The sequence below is a fragment of the Ideonella livida genome, from assembly GCF_010499455.1.
GTDB lineage: Bacteria > Pseudomonadota > Gammaproteobacteria > Burkholderiales > Burkholderiaceae_C > Ideonella > Ideonella livida.
Genome location: NZ_JAAGOH010000054.1, coordinates 1 through 24,503 on the forward strand (window position 1 = coordinate 1; position 24,503 = coordinate 24,503).

16 protein-coding genes are annotated in these 24,503 nt (G+C 72.6%); 2 read left to right on the forward strand and 14 right to left on the reverse strand.

The genetic code is table 11. From position 1 onward, the window contains the following. The 13 genes from G3A44_RS22275 to gmd all read right to left on the reverse strand — a co-directional run. Positions 1-2,435: MHYT domain-containing protein (locus G3A44_RS22275; RefSeq protein ID WP_163459956.1), on the reverse strand; the 2,435-nt coding region annotated here is incomplete at its 3' end. Positions 2,436-2,440: 5 nt separating this feature from the next. Next, a complete protein-coding gene (locus G3A44_RS22280) occupies positions 2,441-5,074 on the reverse strand; it encodes a hybrid sensor histidine kinase/response regulator (protein ID WP_163459957.1) in 2,634 nt (877 codons plus the stop codon). Positions 5,075-5,105: 31 nt separating this feature from the next. After that, a complete protein-coding gene (locus G3A44_RS22285; protein WP_163459958.1) occupies positions 5,106-5,516 on the reverse strand; it encodes an Hpt domain-containing protein in 411 nt (136 codons plus the stop codon). Between the two features lie 60 nt (positions 5,517-5,576). Beyond that, complete coding sequence (locus G3A44_RS22290; protein WP_163459959.1) at positions 5,577-6,740, reverse strand: response regulator; 1,164 nt, start codon at positions 6,738-6,740, stop codon at positions 5,577-5,579. A 13-nt stretch (positions 6,741-6,753) separates the two neighbouring features. After that, positions 6,754-8,439, reverse strand: a complete 1,686-nt coding sequence (locus G3A44_RS22295) for a chemotaxis protein CheW (RefSeq protein ID WP_163459960.1) — start codon at positions 8,437-8,439, stop codon at positions 6,754-6,756. Positions 8,440-8,451: 12 nt separating this feature from the next. After that, positions 8,452-12,039, reverse strand: a complete 3,588-nt coding sequence (locus tag G3A44_RS22300; RefSeq protein WP_163459961.1) for a PAS domain S-box protein — start codon at positions 12,037-12,039, stop codon at positions 8,452-8,454. A 264-nt stretch (positions 12,040-12,303) separates the two neighbouring features. Next, complete coding sequence (locus G3A44_RS22305; RefSeq protein ID WP_163459962.1) at positions 12,304-13,098, reverse strand: acyltransferase; 795 nt, start codon at positions 13,096-13,098, stop codon at positions 12,304-12,306. A gap of 12 nt (positions 13,099-13,110) precedes the next feature. Further along, positions 13,111-13,917: an O-methyltransferase gene (locus tag G3A44_RS22310; protein ID WP_163459963.1), complete on the reverse strand. Its 807-nt coding sequence runs from the start codon at positions 13,915-13,917 to the stop codon at positions 13,111-13,113. After that, complete coding sequence (locus G3A44_RS22315) at positions 13,907-15,466, reverse strand: glycosyltransferase family 25 protein (protein ID WP_163459964.1); 1,560 nt, start codon at positions 15,464-15,466, stop codon at positions 13,907-13,909. Before G3A44_RS22315 ends, G3A44_RS22310 begins: the two co-directional genes overlap by 11 nt. A gap of 85 nt (positions 15,467-15,551) precedes the next feature. After that, on the reverse strand, positions 15,552-17,051 hold the full coding sequence (locus G3A44_RS22320; protein ID WP_163459965.1) for a tetratricopeptide repeat protein: 1,500 nt from the start codon (positions 17,049-17,051) through the stop codon (positions 15,552-15,554). Between the two features lie 35 nt (positions 17,052-17,086). Continuing rightward, positions 17,087-18,361: a glycosyltransferase family 2 protein gene (locus G3A44_RS22325; protein ID WP_163459966.1), complete on the reverse strand. Its 1,275-nt coding sequence runs from the start codon at positions 18,359-18,361 to the stop codon at positions 17,087-17,089. Positions 18,362-18,381: 20 nt separating this feature from the next. Then, complete coding sequence (locus tag G3A44_RS22330; RefSeq protein WP_163459967.1) at positions 18,382-19,116, reverse strand: sulfotransferase domain-containing protein; 735 nt, start codon at positions 19,114-19,116, stop codon at positions 18,382-18,384. Positions 19,117-19,150: 34 nt separating this feature from the next. Beyond that, on the reverse strand, positions 19,151-20,293 hold the full coding sequence (gene gmd, locus G3A44_RS22335) for a GDP-mannose 4,6-dehydratase (protein ID WP_163459968.1): 1,143 nt from the start codon (positions 20,291-20,293) through the stop codon (positions 19,151-19,153). Positions 20,294-20,481: 188 nt separating this feature from the next. Here gmd and G3A44_RS22340 point away from each other — a divergent pair, with 188 nt between their 5' ends. Further along, a complete protein-coding gene (locus G3A44_RS22340) occupies positions 20,482-20,907 on the forward strand; it encodes a hypothetical protein (protein WP_163459969.1) in 426 nt (141 codons plus the stop codon). A gap of 153 nt (positions 20,908-21,060) precedes the next feature. Then, positions 21,061-21,777, forward strand: a complete 717-nt coding sequence (locus tag G3A44_RS22345; RefSeq protein WP_163459970.1) for a hypothetical protein — start codon at positions 21,061-21,063, stop codon at positions 21,775-21,777. Here the strand turns inward: G3A44_RS22345 and G3A44_RS22350 are convergent. Next, a partial coding sequence (locus tag G3A44_RS22350; protein ID WP_163459971.1) for a 6-hydroxymethylpterin diphosphokinase MptE-like protein occupies positions 21,747-24,503 on the reverse strand: 2,757 nt, incomplete at its 5' end. The two genes, G3A44_RS22345 and G3A44_RS22350, sit on opposite strands and share 31 nt — an antisense overlap.

The following is a 24,503-nucleotide window of genomic DNA, read 5'->3' on the forward strand; positions in this document are numbered from 1 at the left end:
GCTTGGGCCAGGTCGCAGGGCGCAGCCAGGTCCGCGCCCTCGGCCCGCAGGTAGGCGCCCAGGGCGTGCACCCCGGCGGCCGGCGGGCCCACGGTGAAGACCTGCAGACCCGCCCAAGGCAAAACCGGCGCGGCCGCCGGTGCGGCCTGGGCCGCCCCGGGCGGCGGGGCGGCGGCCGGCAGCGGCAGGGTCACGGTGAAGGTGCTGCCGGCCCCAGGCGCGCTCTGCAGGGCCACGCGCCCGCCAAAGGCCTGCACCAGCGCCTGGGTGATGGCCAGGCCCAGGCCGGTGCCCCCAAAATGTCGAGTGGTCGACACATCGGCCTGCATGAAAGGCTGGAACAGCCGGGCCTGGGTGGCGGCGTCCATGCCAATGCCGTCGTCACGCACCGACAGCAGCAGCGCGGCGTCGGCGGCCCGGGTCAGGCCCACGTGCACCCGGCCCCGCCGCTGGGGGCCGGAGGAGAACTTGATGGCGTTGTTGGCCAGGTTGACCAGCACCTGGCGCAGGCGCAGCGCATCGCCCAGCACCCAGGCCGGCACCGCCGGGTCGGTGAACAGGGTCAGCTCCACCCCCTTCTTGGCGGCCACCTGGTCGAGCATGGCGCAGACCTGCTCCACCACGCGGGCCGGCTCGATGGGCACGCGCTCCAGCTCCAGCCGCCCGGCCTCGATCTTGGAGAAGTCCAAGATGTCCTCGATGATGCCCAGCAGCGAGTAGGCCGAGTCCTTGATGAGGTCGGCCGTCTCTTGCTGGCCGGCGTCCAGGCGGCTCTGCTGCAGGATCTCGGTCAGGCCGATCACACCGTTGAGCGGGGTGCGGATCTCGTGGCTCATGTTGGCCAGAAAGGCGCTCTTGGCCTGCGCCGCCTGCTCCGCCCGCTCCTTGGCCGCCCGCAGCTCGGCCTCCAGGGCGCGCTGCGGGCTCATGTCGGTGACGAACTTCATCACCCGCCGCACCTGCCCATCCAGGTCCAGGATGGGGTTGTAGGTGGCGTGCACCCACAGCGGCCGGCCATCGGCGCGCAGCAGCTGGAACTGCCCGGCCACATGCTCGCCCGCGCGCAGGCGCCGCCAGTGCTCGGCATAGGCCAGGGTGGCGGCCTCACCCTCCGGGCGCAGCTCGGCATGGGGCTGGCCCAGCAGCGCCTCGCGGCGGTGGCCGGTCAGGGCCAGAAAGCCGTCATTGACCTCGACCACCCGGCCGCCGGGGTCGAACTCGATGACACACAGGTCGCGCCGCAACGCCGCCACCACGCCCTCGAACTCGGCGCTGCGCTGACGCGCCGCGGTCACGTCCATGATGACGCCCACCAGCCAGGGGTGCCCCACCAGCGGGTCGGGCACCACGGCGGTGGACTCATGGACCCAGTGTTCATGGCCCAGGCGGTCGATCACGCGGTAGTCCAGCTGGTAGCCCTGCCCGGCGTCCAGCGCTTGGCGGGCCTGGGCCACCACACGGGCCCGGTCGGCCGGGTGCAGCAGGGCGTCAAAGGCCACTTCGCCGCCGCGCAGGGCCTGGGCCGGCCAGCCGGTCAGGGCCTGCACCTCGTCACTGACGAAGTCGATGACGATGCGCTGCTGGGCGTCGCGCCAGCTGCGGAAGGTGGTGCCCGGCACATTGGTCACCAGGGCCTGCAGCTGCGCCTCGCGGCTGGCCAGGGCATGCGCCGCGGCCCGGAAGCGCATGGCCAGCTGCACCGCCACGGCCAGGGCGGAGACCGCCCCCACGGCCAGCGCCAGCCACAGCGCCAGCAGCCCCCCGCCCTCCGGTGGCAGGGCCTGTGTGGTCTCGGCCTGACCCACCACCCGCAGGCCCAACATGGCCACGTAATGCATGGCGCTCAGCGCCAGGCCCAGGGCCAGGCCGCCCAACAGCAGGCGACAGGCCCAGGCACGCCGCGGCGCCAGGCCCAGGCGCCGGTGGACCTCCAGGGCGGCAACGCCCAGGGCCAGGGCCAGCGCCAGCGACAGGCCGAACACGCCCGGGTGGTGCAGCAGCAGCGGCGCGGTGCGCAGCGCGGCCATGCCCAGGTAGTGGGTGGCCCCCACCCCCGCGGCCAGGGCGGCGGCGGGCAGCAGCACCGCCGGCCGCGTGGCCAGCAGGTGCAGGGCCAGGGTGGCGCCCGCGATCGCCGGCAAGGCCGAGAGCATGGTGAGCCCGGGGTCATAGGCCACCCGCACACACAGCTGCAGGGCCAGCATGCCGATGAAGTGCATGGCCCAGGCACCCAGGCCCAAGGCAAGGCCGCCCCCGGCCAGCGCCAGGCGGTGCAGCCGGGTGCCGGGCGGCTCGCGCCGGGCCAGGTCCAGCAGGTGCAGGGCGGTCATGCCGGCCAGCACCGCCACCATCACCGACAGGGCGGTCAGCCCGAGGTCGTGGCCCACGTCCAGCAGGGGCACGCCGCGCGCGTCGAAGAGGAAGTAGGTGTCCATGGTCTTCAGGCATGGGGCCGGTTGGGGCCGTCCGGCGCCGGCGCGGCGGGCGGACGGGTGGGCGCAGCAGCGGGTGCAGCAGCGGGCACCGCCGCAGGAGGCAACCAGCGGGCCAGGGTCGCCTCCAGGCTGGCCAGGCTGGTGGGCTTGGTCAGGAAGTCGTCCATGCCGCGCTGGCGGCAGCGCTCGGCCTCTCCGGCCTGGGCGTTGGCGGTCAGGGCGACGATGGGCACCCGCGGGCCGGACCCGCCCAGACGGGCCGTGGCAGCGCCGGCGCGTGCCTCGCGCTCACGCACCGCCTGGGCCAGCTGGTAGCCGTCCATCTCCGGCATGTGCAGGTCCGTCAGGATCAGGGCGTGACCACCGGCCTCGTACAGGCGCAGCGCCTGCACGCCGTCGGCGGCCAGGTCCACCTGCGCAAAGCCCAGGCTGCGCAGCTGGAAGCCGATGACCTTCTGGTTGGCGGGGTTGTCCTCCGCCACCAGCAGGCGCTCGGGCCGCTCAGGACGGGCCGCCCGGGGGGCGGCGGCCCACTGGCCCACCGACTTGTCCACAGGCGGCGCGGCCGGTGGTGACGGGGCGGCGGGTGGCGGCGCCACAGCGGCGGCGGGGGCGGTGTCGCCAGGCTGGCCGGCGGCGGGGGCGGTGTCGCCAGGCTGGCCGGCGGCCGGCACGGTGGTGCCCGGCGCGCCCTCCTCCAGCCGCATCGCGTGGACCACGGCCTGGCGCAGCTGGCGTGGGCCCAGGGCGTTGGCGTCCAGCGACAAGGCGGCCAGGCCCCGGCAGGGCCGCATGCGCCGGCGCTGGCCCCGACCCAGCACGATGACCCGCACGCCGGGCGGCAGGGCGGCGCCCAGCGGTCCGGCCCAGCCCGGCAGCGGGTGCGCGTTGGTGGGGTCGTCCAGCAACCAGAGCTGGCGGCCGTCGGGCCGCCCATCCCACGCCGCCAAGCCGGCCTGCGGCGGCAGCGGCCCGGTGACGGTGGCCCCGGCATGGCGCAGCAACGTGGCCAGGTCCTGCAGGTGCGGGCTGTCCGGGCCCACCAGCCACAGGGACACGCCGTCCAGGCGCGGGCCGCTGGCCTCGGGCGGTGCGGCACCGCCTTCGGGGGCGGCGGCCTCCGTCAGGGGCAGCCACACCTCAAAGGTGCTGCCCTGCCCCAGCGCACTGCGCAGGCCGATGCGCCCGCCCATGGCGCCCACCAGCTCCCGGCAAATGGCCAGGCCCAGGCCGGTGCCGCCAAAGCGTCGGGTGGTGGACAGGTCGGCCTGTACAAAGGGCTGGAACAGCCGGCGCTGCTGCGCCGGACTGATGCCGATGCCGTCGTCGGCCACGCTCAGGCCCAGGCCCGGCTCGCCGGCGGGGCCGGGCTGGCGGGTCCAGCGCACATGCACCTGGCCACGGCGGTCCTCGCGGGCGGAGAACTTGACGGCGTTGCCCACCAGGTTGTGCAGGATCTGGCGCAGCCGCAGCGCATCGCCCATCACCGCCGGCGGCAGGCCCGGGTCGCAGAAGAAGGTGAGGTCCACCCGCTTGTCCTGCGCCAGGCGGTCCAGGCTGGCGCAGACCTGCTCGACCAGCAGGGCGCTGTCCAGCGCGGCCGGCTCCAGTCGCATCTGGCCGGCCTCGATCTTGGAGAGGTCCAGGACGTCCTCCAGGATGCCCAGCAGGGCGTAGCCGGAGCTGCGTATGAGTTCGGCCGTCTCGCGCTGCTCGTCATTGAGGCCGCTCTGCTGCAGCACACCAATCAGGCCGATGACGCCATTCATGGGTGTGCGGATCTCGTGGCTCATGTTGGCCAGGAACTCGCTCTTGGCGCGGCTGGCCTCGTCGGCCTGGCGCAGGGCCTGCAGCTGGGCACACACGCCGCGGCGCGCCAGCACCAGGCCGGCGGCGCACAGCAGGGCACTGCCCAGGGCCATGGTGGCCACGGCCACCCCCAGCAGCCAGCGGTTGGCCTCGCCCAGGCTGGCGGAGAAGCGCTGCTGCACCACGGTGAGCTCGGCATTGAGGTCGTGCACGCGGTCCATCTGGGCCTGCGTGGCGCTGCTGGGCAGGCAGTGGGCCTGCAGCACCTCGCGCAGGCCGCGGGCCTGGGCATCCACCTCCAGCAGCATGGCATCGGCGTCGCGCCAGGCCTGCACCGCCCGGGCCATGGGCGGCAGCCAGCTGCCGTAGCGGAACAGGAAGATCATCCCGCCGATGTCGTCGTGGTGGTTGCGCCCCTGCAGAAAACCACGCTCCGCCGCGGTGATGTCGGGTTGCGGGCGCTCCAGCGCCAGGCGGGCGTCGCGGTCGCCCAGCGGCACGCGCAGCGCGGCCTCGTACAACTCCCAATGCAGGGGATCGCAGCGCTGGCGGTAGCGGTCCAGCGAGATCAGGCTGTTCTTCTGCGCCTTGGACCACAAGCTCTCGCCGTCCACATAGGCCCGGCCGGCCGACATCAGGTAGAAGATGAAGGAGGCCAGGCCCAGCAGGAAGACGGCCGACACCAGGAAGGGCCAGACGACCCGCAGCAGCGCCCGCAGCACCGGCGCCTCCCGGCGCCAGCGCCGGGCCAGCTCGTCGCGCCACGGCGGCGCCTCGGGCCTGGCGCCAGCGGGCGGGGCGGCAGGCGGGGGTTCAGGGGTGGGAGCCACGGGACACGGGCCGCAGGAGGGGGGGGCGGCCTCAGCAGGCGCTGCGGCTGGCCCGCAGGTGCTGCTGCAAGAAGGCGTCCACCCGGCTCCACTCGGCCAGCCAGGCCGGCAGGGCATGGGCCGCGGCGCCGGAATCGCCGCCGCGGCCGGCCTGCTCCAGCGCTTCCGACAGGTCGCCCAGCGCCAGGGCACCGGCATAGCGGGCCGAGCTCTTGACCCGGTGGGCCAGCGCCTCCACCTGCGCCAGCTGGCCCTGCGCGTGGGCCTGCGCCAGGTCCTGGGCGGCCTGGGCGGCCAGCTGCTGGAAGTCCGCCAGGAACTCATCGAGCATGGGGCCTTCGCAGCCGGTCAGCTCCACCAGGACCTGCAGGTCCACGGGCAGCTGGCCAGACGGGGTGCCGGTGGCGGACAGGGCACTGGGGGGCAGGTCGGCGGGATGCATGGCGGCCTCCGGAAGAAAAGGATGAGCGCAGAGGGGGGCGGTGAGGGTGGGGTCGGCCCCTCAGCCCGGCGGGGCTGGCACCTGCGGCAGGTGACGGGCCAGCAGGTCGTGCAGCACCTTGCGGGTGAAGGGCTTGACGATGAAGCCGCTGGCCCCGGCCTGCAGGCTCTGCACCACGCGGGCCTTGTCGCCTTGACCGGTGAGCATGAGCACCGGCACCCGGGCCATGCCCGGCTGGGCGCGCAGGCCGCGCACGGTCTGGATGCCGTCCATGCCGGGCATCTCGATGTCCATGAACACCAGGTCCGGCGCCTGTTCGGCCGCGGCGGCCAGGGCTTCGGCCCCGGAGGCGGCGCCGCGCAGGCGCAGCGGCCAGCCGGCCAGCACGGTGCGCAGCAGGCGCAGCTGGAAGGGGTCGTCGTCGACCACCAGCACGCTGGGTGCGGCCTGGGCCAGGGCCTGCACCGCCTGGGCGGCCTGGACCTGGGGGGCGAACTGCTCGGGCAGGCGGCGTGCCCAGTCCTGCACCGGCTGCACCAGGCCGGCCAGCGCCGGGTCGTGCGCGGCCAGGGCCTGGGCGCTGCCCTCGACCAGGGCCTGGCCCTGGGCCGCGGCCTGGTCCACCTGCCGGGCCAGCGCAGCCAGTGGTGGCGCCTGCTGCGCCAGGGCCTGGGTCTGGCGCTCCCAGTGGCCGCGCCAGTGCGCGCGCCAATGGTCATGGCAGTGGGTCTGCACCTGCAGCTGCCAGCGCGCCTGGCCCAGGAGCTGGCGCACCGCCAGGCGCGGGCGGTAGCCGTCCATGGGCATGGGCCAGACCTGGGCGTAGTCGTCGGCCTGGCCCAGCCGGCAGGCCTCGAAGGCCTCGGCCAGCGCCTCCTTGTGGCACAGCAGCAGCACCCGCGGGCCGGCCACCCGGGCCGCGCCAGGGGCCAGGGTCGCCGGCTCACCGCCGCGGCCCAGGCGGGCCAGCACCGGCCGGACATCCGCCAGCCGGCGACAGGCCAGCAGCCACAGGCCGGGCACCGGCGCCTGGGCGGGGTCGGGCACGGCGGCCGGGTCGGTCAGCACCCAGGCGTCGGACAGCTCGGCCTGCAGCAGGCTCACCAGCTGGGCGGCGTCGGCGGGGGAGTCGGCCAGCAGCAGGGCCGGGGCGGCAACGGGCGCCGCGTCCGGGGTGGGCGCAGCGGTGGGCGCGGGGGCCGCCGGCATCAGGGTCTCGGGCATGGGCGTCTCCTGCTCAGCCGGCCCAGCCGTCCTGCGGCTGGCGGGCCTGCACCGCCAGGGCCAGGCGGTGCAGGTCCAGCACCCGCAGCAGGCGCTGGCCCTCGGCCTCGCCCACCCGGGCCATGTGGCGCTCGGCCAGCACGGCCTGCAGCGCGGTGCCGCCGGGCTCGGGGCCCCGCGCCTGCCAGTGGGGCTCCCAGTCGGCGGGCTCGATGGTGCGCAGCGCGGGCACGGCAAAACCCACGGCGCCCTGCGGCGTCTCCACCACCAGGATGCTGGCGGCGGGGCTGGCCTCCACCGGCCCGAAGCCGCTGAGCCGGCTCAGGCACATCACCGGGATGCTGCGCCCGCGGTAGACCTGCAGGCCCAGCAAGGGGCCGCCCTGGGCAAAGACGGCCACCTCGGCCCGGTAGGCCAGGATCTCGGCCACCTGTTCGATGGGCGTGGCGGTCTCGCCGGCCAAGGCGTAGGTGATCATGGCGCGGCAGGCGGCCGTGGCGGTGCCGGCCGCTGGCGCCGCCGCCCCCAGGACGGTCTCAGGGGGCCCGCCCAGGGCCTCACCACCCGCCAGGCGGCGCACCACCGCCTCACGCCGCGCACTGGCCTGCGACAGGGCCTGCAGCAGCGGGTGGCGGCGCAGGGCCTCGCCGTCCAGCAGCAGGAACTGCTGCACCGCCGCGCCCACGCGGGCCACCACCTCCGGCGGCAGGGTGGTCGCCGGCAGGGCCCCGGCAAACAGCTCGGGCACCTGCAGGGCGTAGGCCGGCAGGTCCAGCCGGTCGCCGGGCTGGCTGCGCACCACGTCCAGCACCTCGCTGACCAAGCAGGCCACCCGGCCGGCGGGCAGGCGCAGCACAAAGGCCTGGCGCGGCGCGTCGGGCGGGAGCCGGCCCATGCCGCAGAGTTGGGGCAGGTCGACCGCGGGCACCCATTCGCCATCCAGGGCCAGCACGCCCAGGCAAGCCCCCTGGGCCAGGGGCGAGGGCTGCAGCTGTGGGCTGGACAAGGTGGTGTGCACCGCCATGGCGTCCAGGGCCAGGGGCAAGCGGTCGCAGCGCAGCAGCATGACCGGCAGGCTGTGGTCCTCCAGCAGGACCTCGGTGCTGTCGTCGGCATGCCGCTGGCGACCGGGTTCGGGGTCGGCCAGACGCGGCACCTCGGGCAGCGCCAGCAGGGCCGCGGGCGAGAGCAGGCCCAGCAGGCTGCCGTCCTCGCGGCGCAGGCTGGCGGCCAGCAGGCGGTGGGCCGCGCCGGCGCCGGCGGGTGCGCCCACCGGGGTCAAGGCCTCGGGCGGGGCGGAAAACACACCATCCACACCTTCGGCCAGCAGGCCCAGCAGCTGGCCGTCGTGCACCACGATGACGGCGGCCGCATCGGCCAGCGCCGGCGCGGGCTGGCCCAGCAGGCGCCGCAGGTCCAGCACCGGCGCCAGCACGCCCCGCAGGTCCAGCGCCCCGATGACCGCCGTGCAGGGGCTGGGCAGCGGCTGCAGCCGGCCCAGGGGCATCACCTCGCGCAGGGCGCCCATGGGCAGGGCCAGGCGCAAGGCGCCCAGATGGAAAGCACCGAACCCCTGCCGGCCCGCCGGCGTCCGGGTCGAGGCCAGGTCCGGGGTCGCCGGTGGGGAAGCCGGCGTGGCGGAGAGGGCCTCGACCGCCGTGTCGGGCGACGGGGCCTCGGTGAGCAGGGCCTCAGTCATGGCGCCGCGGCCTCAGGTTCGGGTGGCGGACGAGGCGGGTTCGCCGCTGAGGTCGTCGATCAGGCCGGCCACCTGGTGGGCGGTCTGGCGTTGGCGCTCGGCGGCGGTGGCGATGTGGTTCACGCTGTCACCGGTGCGGGCCACGCTGGCCAGCACGCCCTCAAAGCTGCGCGCAGCTTCCTTGCTCACCTCGGCGCCCTGCCCAATCTGCAGCACCGACTGCTCGATGAGCTGGGTGATCTCGCGGGCGGCCACGGCGCTGCGCTCGGCCAGCTTGCGCACCTCACCCGCCACCACCGAGAAGCCCACGCCATGCTGGCCGGCGCGGGCCGCCTCGATGGCGGCGTTGAAGGCCAGCAGATTGGTCTGGTTGGCGATCTCGCCGATGGTGCGCACGATCTCTGACATGCGCACCGAGCCGGCCTGGATGGTGTTGATGGCGCCGATGGCCTGCTGCAGCGCGCTGTGGCCGGCGCGGGCCTCGGCGGTGCTGGCCTCGGCCATCTCGGCGGCCACGCCGGAGTTGGCGGCGATCTGGGTGATGCTCTCCACCAGCGCATGCACGCTGTCGTCCATCTGGCGCGACTTCTCGGTGATGCGGCGCTCCAGCACCACCTCCTTGGTCACGTCAAAGGCGTACTTGATGACCTTGCAGACCTTGCCGTTCAGGTCCAGGATGGGGTTGTAGGTGGCCTGGATCCAGACGTCGCGCTGGTACTTGCCCAGGCGGTGGAAGCGGCCGGTGATGAACTCGCCCTCCCCCAGGCGCAGCCAGAAGTCGCGGTAGCCCTCGCTCTGCACGTACTCGCCGCTGCAAAACATGCTGTGGTGCTGGCCCACGATCTCACGGGCGGTGTAGCCCATGGCCGAGAGAAAGTTGCGGTTGGCGTGCAGCACATGCCCGTCCAGGTCGAACTCCACCACCGCCTGGCCCTTGTCGATGGCGGCCACCCGGGCCTCGAACTCGGCCGCGCGCAGCTTCTGCTGGGTCACGTCCTGGGCGAACTTGACCACTTTCACCGGGTTGCCTCGGGGGTCGAAGATGGGGTTGTAGGTGGCCTGGATCCAGATCTCGCGGCCGTCGCGGCCCATGCGCTTGAACTCGCCCTGCGCGAACTCGCCGCGCGACAGCCGCTCCCAGAAGCTCAGGTACTCGGCACTGGCGGCGTGCTCCGGCGGCATGAAGTGGCGGTGGTGGCGGCCCACCACCTCCTCACGGCTGTAGCCGGTGAGGGTGAGGAAGTTGGTGTTGGCGTGCAGCACCTTGCCCTCCAGGTTGAACTCCACCACCGCCTGGGCACGGTCGATGGCGCCCAGCTTGCCCTCGGCCTCCAGCCGGGCCAGCCGGGTCTCGGTCACGTCGCTGGCCAGCATCAGCACCTTGGCCAGCTGGCCGTCCAGGCCCATGACCGGGTTGAGGGAGGCCAGGAACCACACCTCGCGCCCGGCCGCCCCCTTGCCCCGCAACTCGCCGTGCACGCTCTCGCCGGCGCGCAGGGCCCGCCAGCGGTTGGCAAAGGCCTCGCTGCGCAGGTCTTCCTCGAACATGACAAAGGCCTGCGAGCGGCCCAGCAGCTCGGCCACGGTGTAGCCGTAGGCCCGCGCGAAGTTCTCGTTGAGGCTGAGGATGGTGGCGTCGGCCGCCATCTCGCCCACACAGTTGCTGGTCGACACGGCGGCCATGCGGGCCTGGTTCTCCAGGGCCTCGACCTTGCGGGCGGTGATGTCGGTGCAGTACTTCACCACCTTCACCGCCTGGCCCGTCTCGTCCAGGATGGGGTTGTAGGTGGCCTGGATCCAGATCCGCCGCCCACCCTTGCCGATGCGCAGGTACTCGCCGCCGTCGAACTCACCGCGGCCCAGCTTGAGCCAGAACTGGCGGTAGGCGGCCGCCAGGGCTTCGTCGGCCTCGACGAACATGCGGTGGTGCTGGCCCACCACCTCCTCGGCGCTGTAGCCCATGAGGGCCAAGAAGTTGTCGTTGGCCTGCAGGATATGGCCATTGAGGTCGAACTCGATGACCCCCTGCGAGCGGTTGATGGCCGCCACCTTGCCGTCGTCCTCCAGGGCCTTGGTGCGCTCGGCGCTCACGTCCTGCCCGGTGAAGAAGCACTTGGTCAGCCGGCCGTCGTGGCCGGTGACCGGCGCAAAACTGGCGCGCATCCACACCAGGCGCCCGCCTTTGCCCCGCAGCTGGAACTCGCCGCTGCGGTGGCGCCCGGCCTGCATGTCGGCCACAAAGGCGGCGTACTCAGGCGAGCGCACATAACGCGGCTCGCACAGCTCGCGGTAGTCGCGCCCCTGCAGCTCGGCCGGGTGGACGCCCAGGGCCTGGCAGAACAGGTCGTTGGCCTGCAGCACCTTGCCCTCCATGTCAAAGACGGCGGTGGCATGGGTGGCCTCGATGGCGTCATGGCGGGCCGCGTTCTCGTCGGCCTGCTGGCGGCTGGCGGTGATGTCGGTGGCGTACTTGATCACCTTCCAGGGCCGGCCATCCGGGCCCGTCAGGGGGGTGAAGGTGGCGCGCAGCCACACCGGCTCGCCGTCGCCGCGCAGGCGCAAGAACTCGCCGGTCTTGCTCTCGCCGGCGGCCAGCTCTTCCCAAAAGACGATGTGGGCGTCAGAGGCCGCCTCCTCCGGGGTGCAGAACACCCGGTGGTTCTGGCCGATGACCTGCTCGCGGCTGACGCGCAGGGTCTGCAGGAAGAGGTCGTTGACGGCCAGGATCTGGCCGTCCAGGCCGAACTCCACCACGCACTGGCAGTCGCTGATGGCCTGGATGCGGCCGTGGTCCTCCAGGGCCTGCAGCTTGGCGCGGGTGATGTTCTTGGCCACCACCATCACCTTGGCCGGCCGGCCGTCGGCACCGGGCAGCGGGGTGTAGCTGGCCTGCACCCACAGCGAACGACCGTCGGCGCGCCGGCGCTCGAATTCCCCGGTCTGCGACTGGCCGGCGCGCAGCGCGGCCCAAAAGGCCTGGTAGGCGGGGCTGCCCACGTGGTCGGGGTGGCACAGGTCGTCAAAGTGCATGCTGCGCATGGCCTCTGGCGTGTAACCAAAAGCCAGGGCCGACTGCTCGTTGACCCACAGCACCTGGCCGTCCATCGCGTATTCGGCCACGCCGTTGGTGGCCTGCAGGGCCTGCATATGGGCCTGGGCGTCGCGGGCGGCCAGGGTCTGGGCCGTCACGTCGATGGCCACCTTGACCACCTTCTCCACCGCGCCCGCCTCGCCAAACACCGGGCTGAAGGTGGCGCTGATGAAGAGCGTGCTGCCGTCGGCGGTCTGGCGCTGGAACAGGCCCTGGGCCGCCTCGCCGCGGCGCAGCCCCTCCCACACCGACTGGTAGGCGGGGGTGTGCACCATGCCCGGCGGGCACAGCACGCCGTGGTGCTGGTGGGCCAGCTCATCGGCACGGTAGCCGTAGAGGGCCAGAAAGTGGGCATTGGCCTGCAGCACCAGGCCCTCGGGGGTGAACTCCGCCACCGCCAGGCTGCGGTCCAGCACCATGCCCAGGCGGGCCAGCGCCAGCTCCGGGGCAGCGGTGGAGGGCGTGGCCTGGGCCAGCGCGGTGGTTTCCTGGGGGGAGGTGGCGCTCATGGTGGAACTCGTGGTCAACGGCGTGGACGGGGCCCGGACAGGACCCGGACAGGCTGGCGTGCCCCCGTTGCACCGCCCGGCAACGGCCGGCGCGGCGCCACGGGCAGACGCGCGCTGTCAAGCCTTTCGGCCGCTGCCGCCAAGAGTGAACCCCGGGCGGACCCCGAGACCCGGCCAGTCGGCGGAGCTGCCACGACAAGTCCGGGCTTTTTGCGGCATTTGCAGCACTTGCGGCCAGCGCCTGCCGCGACCCCGGCCACCGGCTCAGCCGCCGTAGCGCGCCATCCAGGCCCGGGCCTTGGCCAGGTCGGCGGGGTCGAAGGTGCGGGCCCAGTACTGGCCGGGCCGGGCCTCGGCGCGGGCCGGGGCGCCACGCGCCAGCGCGCAGCGCGGCACGTCGCGGGTGACCAGCGCCCCCAGCGCCAGCACCGAGCAGGCGCCCACCCGCACGTCCTTGAGGATCACCACCCGCTCGCCCACCCAGACATGCGGCTCGATGACGATGCCGTGGCGTGGCACGTTGAGGTGCTGGTCATCGGCCAGCGACAGGATGGGGTGGGCGTCGGTGTTGCGCAGCACCACGTCGTAGGAAAACATGGTGTCGTCGCCGATGATGAGCGCCGGCCGGCCCGCCCCGGCGTGGTTGCCCGAGATCCAGGTGTTGGGACCGGTGGTGTTGACCTCGCGCCCCACCACCACCAGGTCATGGTGCTGGAAGGAGCGGATCTCGGTCTGCTTGAGCGTGCAGTCGCGCCCGAGGTGGATCAGGCTGTCATGCCCCCAGACCTGCACCGCCAGCTGCCCGCGCAGGCCCGGCCCCAGCACCACGGCCGCCCCGGTGCAGCCGCCTTCAAAGCGCACGCTGACCTGGGTGTCGGCGGGCAGTCCATGGTGCAGCACGCGGTTGGGGCCCGGGCCGGCCTGGCCGCCATGGCTCACCTGCAGCTGCGGCAGCGGGGCCTGGCGCGCGTCCAGCGCGGCCGCCGGCAGGGGGTCAAAGCCTTCGATGCAGGCGGCAATGTCGGCGCGGTGGGCGGGATGGGCCAGGGCGGGCAGCATGGTGGGGCGTCTTCAGTACTCCGGCAGGCCCAGGCGGTTGCCCTGGAAGCCGCCGCGGGGCAGGCGCTCCAGGCTGCGCAGGAACACCGAGGTGCAGGTATGGAAGTTGGCGCCCGGCACCAGGCCCCACAGCGGCAGGTGGTGCAGCCCGGCCTCGGCCAGCAGGGTGTAGGCCAGGTCGTAGTCGCTGCGGTTGCTGTTGTCCAGCACCAGCACGCCGCCGGGGCGCAGGTGCTGCAGCGCCACCCAGGTGCACAGGCGCCGCGCCATGCCGTCGATGACGATGACGTCAAAGCCCCGATCGGCGGCGGTGGGGTCCGGGTCCACCTCGTCGAGTCGGGTGGCGTAGGCGATGAAGCGCGCGTCCTCCAGGCCGCGGCGCACCACCTTGGCGGCGTCGTAGGGCCAGTCGGTGCGGCGGGGCCGGGCAAAGAAGGGCGCCACGCGCTGGCAGGCGGCGGCGCTGGCCGGGTGGTCCAGCGGCCGGGCGCACAGGTCCACCCGGTCGCTCAGGCGGGGGCGCAGGCGCTCGCACCAGGCGGTGTCATGCTCCACCGCGCTGACCCGGGCCACACGCGCCTGCCACCACAGCGTGCTGTGGCCGGCGCCGTACTCAAACACCCGGTCGGTGGGGCGCAGCAGCAAGGGCAGCAGCTCGATGGCGGCGTAGGTGAACCAAGGCAAGGGGGTGCCGTCGGGCCCCAGCGGCGCCATGGCGGCCTGGCTTTGGCGCCAGCCACTGGGGCGCAGAAACTGCCGGTCCAGGTCCTGCAGACCGGCGCCGGGGGCCGCATGAGGGAGGGCGGTGTCAGTGGACATGGGCCGCCTCGGAAAGCGCGCCGACGGTCTGCGGTGCCGCCGCCCCCTGGGCTTGGCCAGCCGCCGCAGACCAGGGCAAGGCATACCCAAAGGTCTGGGCGTACCAGGCCACCTCGGCCTGGGTGGCGGGGCTCAGGGCCTGCCAATCGGCCGGCGTGAGTTCGGGCTTGTCGTAGACCACGCCCTTGTAGCGCTTGTTGGCATTGACCGGGCGGGTGTCCAGCGCCATATCCCGTGCGGCCTCGGGCAGCAGGCCCTGGGCCTGCAAGAAGCTGCGCAGCGCCTCTTGCCCATCTTCCAGCCGCATCACCAAGGCAGGCTGCTGGGCCTGCAGGATGCGCGCCCAGGAGGTGACCGACCACAGCGCCTGCTCCAGCGGGTTGGGCAGGCGGTCCAGGTCCACCCGCAGGTGCCGCAGGATCTGCGCCCGGCGGAAGGCGTACGACGGCGGGGCGTACCGCGAGTCCCGCATCACCGAGGCGGCGGCGGTGGCCGGGTCGCGCACCACCTGGATGAGGTGCTGCCAGGCCAGGGCGCGGCGGCTGCGGGCGACGGCATCCCCGGCATAGGGGTTGTCCTCCGCCTCCACGGCAAACATCCACGAGCTGATGCCGTCGCGCCCCAGCTTTTCATGGCCCACGTCCAGGCCCAGCTGGCGGCACAGGGCCGCGGCATAGCCGGTGCCCCCACGCGGGTGGCCGCTGATGAGCAACGGGCGGAAGTGCTTTTTCTTGACGTGGGTGGCCAGGCGCTGGGCCTCGCGGGCGGCGGCCTCGGTGTCGCCCTGGGCCTGCAGGTGCTGCACGTGCACGGGCTTGGGGTGGATGGTGGAGGCGAATCGCCCCTCCGTCCACGACAGCTCTGAAGCGATGGGCGGCAGCACGGTGAGGGCCTCGCCCGGCTGTGGCGCGAGCTGGTGCTGGTAGACGTCGGCGGTGTGGCAGATGCCGCGGTCCCGGTCCACCAGGGCCTGGGCGTAGGCACGGTTGAGGGCGTGGCAGGGGTTGGCCATGCGCAGCGTGGCCGCCAGGCGGAACTGCGCGGGGTCGGTGGCCTCGTGCTCGGCCCCGCGCGCCCAGCCCAGGCGCAACAGGGCCGGCGGCTGGCCGGGCCCAGGGCCCCAGGCCAATGCGCCTTGGGCCACCTGCGCGGCCAGCCAGCGCAGCACGGCGGGGGTGTGGCCATGCAGGAACACGTCATCCTCCAGCACCAGCACACGCTCGGCCGGGCCCTGGGCAATGGTGCGCCACAGCCGCCGGTAGCTCAGGAAGCAGGCCACCTGGGCGGGGATGAGGAAGTTGTTGCAGTCGGGCTTGCCGCAGTCCAGCCCGCCGCAGCGGAAGCAGGGGGGAAACTGCAGCACCTCGCCGCTGGCCAGGGCACGGGCCACTTCGGGGGCGTCGGCCGGGGTGGCGTCAAAGAAGTCAAAGTGGGTCAGGCCATGGGCCGGCAGGTGCTGGCGGATGTGCTCGCGCCGCGCCTGGGCGCCAGGCAGGCTGAGCACCCAGACCTGGTCGAACAGCGCACACCAAAGAGGGTCGTGGGTCAAGGGGAACTCCAGCGGGCTGAGGGTGTGAGCGGTGAGGCGTGTGCCAAGAGGCGGTGCGCGGGTGGTGGATCCGCCCCGCAGGGCATCAGGACATCAGGGCCAGGTCCAGCGCGGCCCCCAGCCGGCCACTGGCCACCAGTTCCCACAGCACGTCGTGGCCGCCCAGCCCCGGCAGCGCATGGCACTGCACGCCGGGCAGGCCGGCCAGGTGCCGGGCATGGGCGCAGTCCTCTGGGTGCAGGGCGCCGTGCCAGAGGTGCAGGGCCAGCGGCGGGTCGGCGGCGGCCAGCAGCGGCGCCAGGTCCAGCACCTGGTCAGGCGCCAGCTGGGCGGCGCGCGCACGGATCAACTTGCCGCGGACATCGGGCACATCGGGATCGTCCAGCAAGGTGGTCAGGCCGCCCAGGCTCAGTGCGTTCCGGGCCCCCAGGGCCAGGGCGTAGAGCACCGCGCCGTAGCCACCCAAGGAGCTGCCGGCACAGCTCAGGGTGCTGACATGGGCCGGCAGACGGGCCCGCAAGGCCTGGGCACTGGCGGCCAGCCCCACGCCCAGGCCGGCCAGCCCGCTGGTGAAGCCCACACGCTGCACGTCCTGCAAAAACACCACACCCAGCCCACGGGCCCGCAGCGCCGCGCGCACCTGGTCACGGGGCATCACCCCGGCCAGGCCGCAGAACCACAGCACCACATGGCGGCAACCCTCGGGCACGCACCATTCGTGGGGATCGCCCGGGACGGCAAGGGCGACGGATCTGCCCGCGGCGCGCTGCACCTGGACGGCCGGACGTGAAGCGGCCCGCGCCAGCTTCTCGGCATGGGCCCGGCCGGCGGGATCAAGTCCCGGCGCCTGGGCCAGACGGGCCAAGCGTGCGGCCAGCGCCGCGGGCGGCAAGACCTGGCTCCAGGCCTGGTAGCAGGCATTCACGCCGGCCGGGTCCAGTCCGGGCAGATCGGCCAGGGAGGCCGCCCAGGCGGTCAGCTCGACGTCGCCAGGGCCGGTCACCGCCCCGCCACCGACACGCGCTTCGAGCGCGGCCATCAACCGCAGGGTCTGCATGTCCAGATGGTCAGGCCGGCCGGCCAGGGCATGACCGCAGGCCGCCAGCGCCCCAACCATGTCGGCCATGGCATAGCGGATCCGCGCGGTCATGGCGTGCAGGGGGGTCAGGTCGGGATCGCCTGTGGTCATCAGCCGGCAGACCTGGGCGTAGGCCTGCTGGTGCAGGGCGTCGTCCAGGCGCCGCGCTGCCTCATGCAGCACGCGGCGGGCCATGGCCAATGAATCCGGGCAGTCCTGCAGCGCAGCGCGGGCGCAGTCGGGCCAGGGCGACAAGGGGTGGGACGGGTCCACCGCCAGCTCCAGGCTCAGGCGGTGCAGCGCCTCAGGGGCGGGGCGCTGCTGCGCCAGCCGCTGGGCCAGTTCAGCCCAGATGGCCTGGGTCAGCGCAGACAGGTCGGCCTGCGGGGTGGCCTGTGCGGCGGCAAGCCGGGCTCGGGCCTGCGCCGCCCACACGGCCTCGGGGTCCGACGCCTGGCGCGGCGCGGTTGCGGTGGGGGCTGGAGGGGCGGTGAGGGCTTCGGACATGGCGCAGGGCAGATAAGGGGGGGCGGTCGAGCCCGTCAGACCGGGCACAAGGCAGGCGCCACCGAACAGGGGGCCCAGCAGGGCTGGGCGTCCACCAGCCAGTAGGCGGGTTGACCTGCGGGCGGCGGCGGACCGCCCTGGACCACGGTCCAGGCCACGCCGGCGCCGGGGCGGTGGTCGGGCACGTCCACGTGCACTTCAAAGGCGCCCGGGCCGTCCAGCTCAAAGTGATGGGGCTGGCCACGGGCGTCCTGCCACCGCAGGTGCAACGGGCCGGGCCGGCGGTGCACACCACGAAGCCACAGCCCGGAGACGATGCGCCCGCCCGCGGTGGGCTGGCGCGCGCGCAGGGCCAGCCGGGCCGGCGCGCGGCCGCTGGCGTCCACGTCCACCGCGGTGTGCGGGCTCTGGCAGGCCAGGCGACGGTCTTCGGCCAAGGCCTCCTCCAGCGCCTGGGCGGCGCCCGGTGCCAGGCAGCCCGACAGCTCGGCAGCCAGCGCACGCACCTGCGCCGCCGGGCCTGGTGTCGCGGGTGCGGCGGGGTCGCTCAGGTGGCGCTCGCACAGCTCGCCCAGCAGGGTCAGCAACCAGTGCAGGGGCGCGGGCCCCAGGTGGCGGTGCACCACCCGCACACCTTCACGGGCCACCCGCTCACGCAGCCGCAGGGTGATGCCTTCGGCATGCAGGCGGGACAGGGCCTGCACCTGGTCGATGAAACCGATGCGTCCGGGATGGGCGCGGAACAGGCGCAACCACAGCTCGTAGTCAAAGCTGGCGTGCAGGGTCTCGTCCAGCCCGCCCAGGGCCTCAAACGCCTCGCGGCGGAAGAAGGCGGTGGGCTGGCAGAGGTGGCAGCCGTCGGCCCAGGCGGCCAGCGGGGTGTCGGGGCCACGGGTGGGGTAGGCGCCCAGGTCCTGGCCGTCCTGGTCCACATGCCGGGCCTGCCCGTAGACCATGACCTGCGCAGGATGGGTGAGCAGGTGGTCCAGCGCCCGGGCGGCCGCGCCCGGCAGGTAAAGGTCGTCGGAGTTAAGCCAGCCGAGCAGGGGCGCGCGGGCCAGGGCCACGGCACGGTTCACGGCTTGGGCGGGGCCGCTGTCGGGCGCGCTGTGCCAGCGCAGCCGGCCCGGGAACTCGCCGGCCAGCTGGGCCAGCAGGTCGGGCGTGCCGTCGGTGGAGGCGCCGTCCATGACCACCAGCTCCAGCCCGGGAGGCGGCAGCGCCGCCGGCGCCAGCACGCTGCGCACGGACTCGGCAATGAAACGAGCTTGGTTGCGCGTGGGCATGACCACGCTGAGGGCGGGCTGCATGTGGTGGCTCCCCCACGGCTTCAGGCCGCAAACACTTCAAAGTCCAGGGGCCAGAGGTCCGGCTGCATGCGGTAGTCAAAGTCTTCGGCTGTCGCCAGCTCATGCAGGTCCTGCATCACCACCGGGGTGAAGTGATTCACCCAATCGCCCACCTGCCCCTTGCGGAAAAAGGCCGCGTTCTTCTTGTTCAAAAAGGCGAAGGAGGTCCTGGCCTTGATCTTCTCCAAGCCCTGCGACGTGAGCGGACGCTCAAGAAACGCAAACAGACGATGCGCCTGGGTGTCAAAGTCGCTCAGCATGTCCTCGTAGGTCAGCAGCAGGGCCTGGGGACAAGCCGCCTCGCGCCAAAAGCGGTGGTAAGCCAGGTATTCACGCATCCGCACCCTGCCCTCGCCACCAAAGTAGTAGTACTCCAGACTCGGGGCCTTGGTTTCTGCCACCCGCAGATCGTGGAAATAGCGCGACACCAGCACATCCTTGAGGTCGCGCACACAAAGCAAGGTGCGTACACCAGGCGAATGGGCCAGGGCCAAGTACTCGGCCCTGCCTGCCCAATGCTGCTTGCAGTAGAGGTCTTGCTGACGCCACGGCTGTTCTGCCGCAAAGCGCGGGAGCTTCGCCTCGTCCAGCGACGGGTTCTTCCACCCGGTGGCCTGCCAGTCCACCGGCAGCTTGGCCCAGTGGCCAGCCTCGGCCACCAACCGTGTCATCCAGGTGCTGCCACTCTTGGTGTTGCCATTGCAAACGACCAACATGTCGACTTCCTGCCGAGGTGCGGAGAAATGGTTGTCAAGCGGCCAGGTCGCGCGGCATGGCCAGGTCATGGCCGTGGGCGCACAGGAAGGCGTGGCGGCGGGCGAGCTTGAGGTCTTCGGCCACCATCTCGGCGCACATCTGCTGGGCGCTGATTTCGGGCACCCAGCCCAGGCGGGCCTTGGCCTTGGCCGGATCGCCCAGCAAGGTCTCCACCTCGGCGGGACGGAAGTAGCGCGGATCCACCGCGACCACGCAGTCGCCCACCTTGAGGGCGGGGGCCTTGTCGCCGACCTTCTGGGCCACGTAGGCCTTCTCGTCCACGCCTTGGCCTTCAAAGCGCAGCACCAGGCCCAGCTCGGCGGCGGTCCAGGTGATGAACTCGCGCACCGAGTACTGCTTGCCGGTGGCGATGACGAAGTCCTCAGGCTGCTCCTGCTGCAGCATCATCCACTGCATGCGCACATAGTCCTTGGCATGACCCCAGTCGCGCAGGCTGTCCATATTGCCCATGTAGAGACACTTGTCCACACCCTGGGCGATGTTGCACAGGCCACGGGTGATCTTGCGGGTGACGAAGGTTTCGCCCCGGCGCGGCGACTCGTGGTTGAACAAGATGCCGTTGCAGGCGTACAGGCCGTAGGCCTCGCGGTAGTTGACGGTGATCCAGTAGGCGTAGAGCTTGGCGACCGCGTAAGGGCTGCGGGGGTGGAAGGGCGTGGTCTCCTTCTGCGGAATCTCCTGCACCAAGCCGTACAGCTCGGAGGTGGAGGCCTGGTAGAAGCGGGTGGTCTTCTCCAGCCCCAGGAACCGGATGGACTCCAGCAGGCGCAGGGTGCCCAGGGCGTCGACGTCGGCGGTGTATTCGGGCGCCTCAAAGCTCACGGCCACATGCGACTGCGCCCCCAGGTTGTAGACCTCGTCGGGTCGCACCTCGGCCAGGATGCGGGTGAGGTTGGAGCTGTCGGCCAGGTCGCCGTAGTGCAGCTTGAAGTTCTGGCGCTCGACGTGCGGGTCTTCGTAGATGTGGTCCACCCGCTGGGTGTTGAAGGTGGAGCTGCGGCGCTTGATGCCGTGCACTTCATAGCCCTTCTCCAGCAGGAACTCGGCCAGGTAGGAGCCGTCCTGCCCGGTGACACCGGTGATCAGGGCCTTCTTCTTGGGGGACTGTGTGTTCACGGGCGGGGCTTCCGAAGAGGTGGGGGAGGGGTTGGCCGCAGGGGCTGCGCACTAGTGCACAGAGTAGGCAGGCGCCGCGCCGGCGTTCACGGGATCAGCGGGGTCTTGGCCGCGCTTCTCCGGGCCTGGACGCCAGGGCAGACCACAATGCCGGCCGCCCTACCCTGCCCCGCCGCCCGGTCCGCCCCATGTCCCTGTCCACGCCCGCCTTCCTGTCCTCCCCCGATGCGCTGCTGCTGGCCGACAGCGAGTTGGCCGGCGTCACGCCGGGGCCGGACCAGTGGCGGCTGCGCCTGTCGGCCGCCCAGGTGCAACGGGCCGACGAGACGGGCTACCAGACCGGGCTGACCCTGGTGCTGCTGGCGCCGCAGGCGGCGCCGGCGGTGGCCCTGGCCGCGCAGGTTCGGGGCCGCATCGCCCACGGCCGGTGGGGTGCCACGGCCGATGAGGCGGCGCCGCGGGCCTGGGTCTCGCGCCTGCCCCTGGAAGGGGCCGGCGGTCCCGGGGTGCTGGAGCTGACGCTGGGCGATGGCACGGCGCTGTGCTGGCGGGTGCTGGGCTGGGCCCTGTCAGAGGACCCGCAGGGCCGCTTCCGCCCGTCCTGCGCCTGCTGACATGCGGGTGTTGGGCCGCCCACCCGCCCAACGCCAGCGCCTCAGAAGGCCGTCCAGCACAAAAATTCGACCTTTCGTCCAAACTGGCGCCGGGATTACCCCCGCCCGCCCATGGCGGTGGCACTGTGCGCGACCTGTATCAAAAGGTGTCACATGGCGGTCACGGCCCTGCTCATCCCTCTGCTGTTCTGGGCGGCCACGCTGGCGCTGAAGTTCAGCCATCCCGCGCTCTACGTGGAGCTGGTCCAGGAGGACAACGTGCTGGAGCTGATGCAGTGCTGCCTCTACACCATCGCCGCGGCCAGCGCCCTGCGCCTGGGGCTGGCGCTGCGCGAGGCGGGCCTGCGCACCGCGGGCGTGCTGCACCTGCTGCTGGCGGCCCTGCTGCTGCTGGTGGCCCTGGAGGAGGCCAGCTGGGGCCAGCGCCTGTTTGGCCTGGAGACGCCGGCCTTCTTTGAACGCCACAACCGCCAGCACGAGATCAGCCTGCACAACCTGGCCCCGGTGCACGGCCGCCTGCACAAGCTCTACCTGCTGGCCGGGCTGTATGGCGCCCTGGGTTGGCTGCTGAGCTGGCCCTGGCGCCGGCAGGCAGGCGCGGGCCGCTGCCGCCTGGTGGACCTGGTGGTGCCGGCCTGGCCGGCCTGTTCGGGCTTTGCGGTGCTGGCGGCGGTGTATTACTGCCTGGTGGTCTACCCGGCGGCGGTCATGCCCTACCTGATCGCACGCGATCAGGAGCCGGCCGAGACCTGCCTGGCCTGGGCGGTGGGGGTGGCCTTGTGGTGCAACGGCCAACGCCTGCAACAGTACATGCGGCTGCGCGGGCAGGACACACCGGCTCAGGCCGCGGCGGGCAGCGCAAAGGCCTGACGCAGCCAGGCGCGCACCACGTCGTTGACCGCCTGGTAGCGGTCATGGCCCAGGCTGGCGATGAGGAAGGCCAGGGCACGGGCCTGCAGCGCGGTGTCCCCGGCGGCCAGCTGTTCGGCTTTGCCGGCCTGATTGCCCAGCAGCTTGAACTCCTCGCGCACGGTCCATTCCAGGCCATGAACCCGTACCCGAGCCAGCGCCGGCTGCAGCACCGCCGCGGGCACCAGCGGCAGGCGCATGAGGCAGTCCAAGTCCTGGGAGTTCTTGAGCCGGGCCTGGGCGGCGTGGACGATGGTGGACAGCGCGGCCAGGGGCGGCGGGGGCAGGCCGGCTGCCAGGCCCTCGGTCGCGGCGCGGCGCATCAGGCTGTGCAGGCCGAAGCGGTGCTTCTCGGCAGAGAACTCCTCGCGCAGCGCCTTCATGGCCGCCTGGTAGGCCTCGACCTGGGCCTCGGAGGGCTCGAAGGCCAGGCGCATGGCCGCGGCCAGGTCAAAGCCCTCGTCGGTGACGGTGAGCGGGTAGCCGGCGTCGCGCAGCAGCTCCATGGTGCCGATGCCGCCGTGGCCGATGGCCATGAAGGGGGCCGGCACGCTGAGCAGCTCGGGCAGCTTGTTGGCCAACGAGAAGCGCACATAGTCCAGCGAGGTGGCGTCGAAGTTGTAGCAGATGAGGTTCAGGTCGGAGCTGGCCAGCGCGTCCAGGTAGTCCTGGTAGTCGGGCAGTTGCGGCAGCAGGCGGGTGCCGGCGTAGGGCGCAAAGGTGGCCTGGTGCTTCTGGATGGCGTGCGCGCCGGTGACGATCTCCAGCTGCAGGCGCCAGGGCAGCGTGCCGGCGGCGTTGACCCGTTCGACCTCGGCGGCCAGGCGCTGCAGGGTGCCCAGGCCCATGTCGGGCTCCAGCCCACCAAAGAAGCGCACGGTGCGCACGGTCGGGTCGGTGCCGGGGCGGCGGCGGGCCTCGCAGGGCTGCATGGTGTTGTGGATGCTGGCCACGCGGTGGGCCGGCAGGTCCCAGGTGCGCACCAGGTGCTCGCTCATCTTGTCGCAGATGCTCAGCACCTGCGCGGCATGCCGGAAGAGCCAGCCCATGACCTCGGCATGGGCCCGGGCCACCGGAGCGCTGCGCACATGGCGGGCCTTGACCAGCCAGTCGTCCATGTAGTGCACCAGCCAGGGCTTGCCCAGCGTGGCGGCGGCCACCAGCTGCACGGCGGTCATCGGCTCACGGTCGAGCGTGGGGCGCAGGTAGAGCACTTCGGGGTCGTACTCCACCAGGCTGCGGAAGGCGGGCCAGACCGATTCGTCATCGGCCCCGTCGGCGTAGAGGTCGTGGGGCACGCTTTGGAAGGCGATCAGGCGCGCCTTCTCGTCGGCCCAGAGGTGGAACTGCGACGCCTTGGGCCAACCCTGCAGCAGGTTTTTCTTGACCACCCCGGTGGCGGAGAGGCGCTCCACCGAGGTGAAGTCCACCACCGCCAGCCGCGGCCAAACCTGCGGGCGGGGGAACAGCTCATGGAAGTCCACCCGCGGGAAGACCTCCAACTGCCCGCCCAGGGTCGCGTTGCGGATGGCCACGCCGCGTCCGCGGGCCCAGTTGCGGGCCTTGCGGTAGGCCTGCAGCATGGTGTGGACGTTGGGGTCGTGCCAGCGGTAGCCCTTGCCAAAGTAGCGCGGGTCGAAGTGGTTGGTGTCATCGGCCTGCGAGGTGAGCACCCCGGTGCCGTAGCCGGTGTCGCGGCTGACCTGGTGGACCTGGTAGCTGGCGTCCACACCGATGAGGATGATCTCCTCGGCGCCCAAGGAGGCGGCGATCTGCAGGCCGGTGTAGGTGACGGTGCCGCCGGTGTAGGTGATGCGGCCGGCCTCGGCGGAGAAGTCGGTGTCCACCGGGTAGCTCACCCGCGGCAGGTGGTTGAGGAAGATGGTGTTGGCCTGCGGCCGGATGCAGTAGCCCAGGTAGGAGGGGAAGACCTTGACCGGGCACTCGTAGTCGTGGATCTCGCGCACCCGGTCCTCGGCCACCAGGTGGTCTTCGACGACATAGATCGTGGGCGTGAAGTGCTCGTGCAGGAAGATGCCGTTGAAGCCGATGGTGACCTCGTCCTTGAGCAGGCGCAGGTCGGTCTGCTTGAGGCTGGGGCCGTTGCCGATGACAAAGACCCGCTTGAGGCCCTGGGCCTGCAGACGCTGGCGCAGCGCCTCAAAGCGCTGCTGGCTGGCGGCCAGGTTCTCCGGCCGGATGAGCGAGTTGACGCGGCGCAGCCCGCTGACCTGCTCGGTCAGGGGCAGCTTGGCGGTGGGCAGGTAGATCTCGCTCTGGAACGGCAGGCTCTTGACCAGCCCGGCCTTGAGGGCCTCCAGGTCGGCCTCGGCCGGTGCGGGCGCGTCCTCCACCTGGTAGCGGGCCTGGGCAAAGGGCGCGGCCAGGGCCTGGGCCAAGCCGGCCGCCGGGGATGGGCCCGCGGCCACCGCCAGGGCGCCGGGCACCGCCCGGGCGGCCGCCGGCCAGCTGGCGGCGTTGGCCGCCGGGGTGGCCCCGGCCACCCGGGGCAGGCCGGAGCCCCCTCCGGCCTTGAGCCGCTGCTGCCAGAACAGGTAGTAGGCCTGGGAACCGGCCATCCCCTCATCGGGCAGTGGCACATCCTGCACGCCAATGCCAAAAAACAGCGCCGCATTGCGCAGGCAGCGGGCGGGCTCCGCGGCGACCCCCGCCAGCAGGGCCAGCCG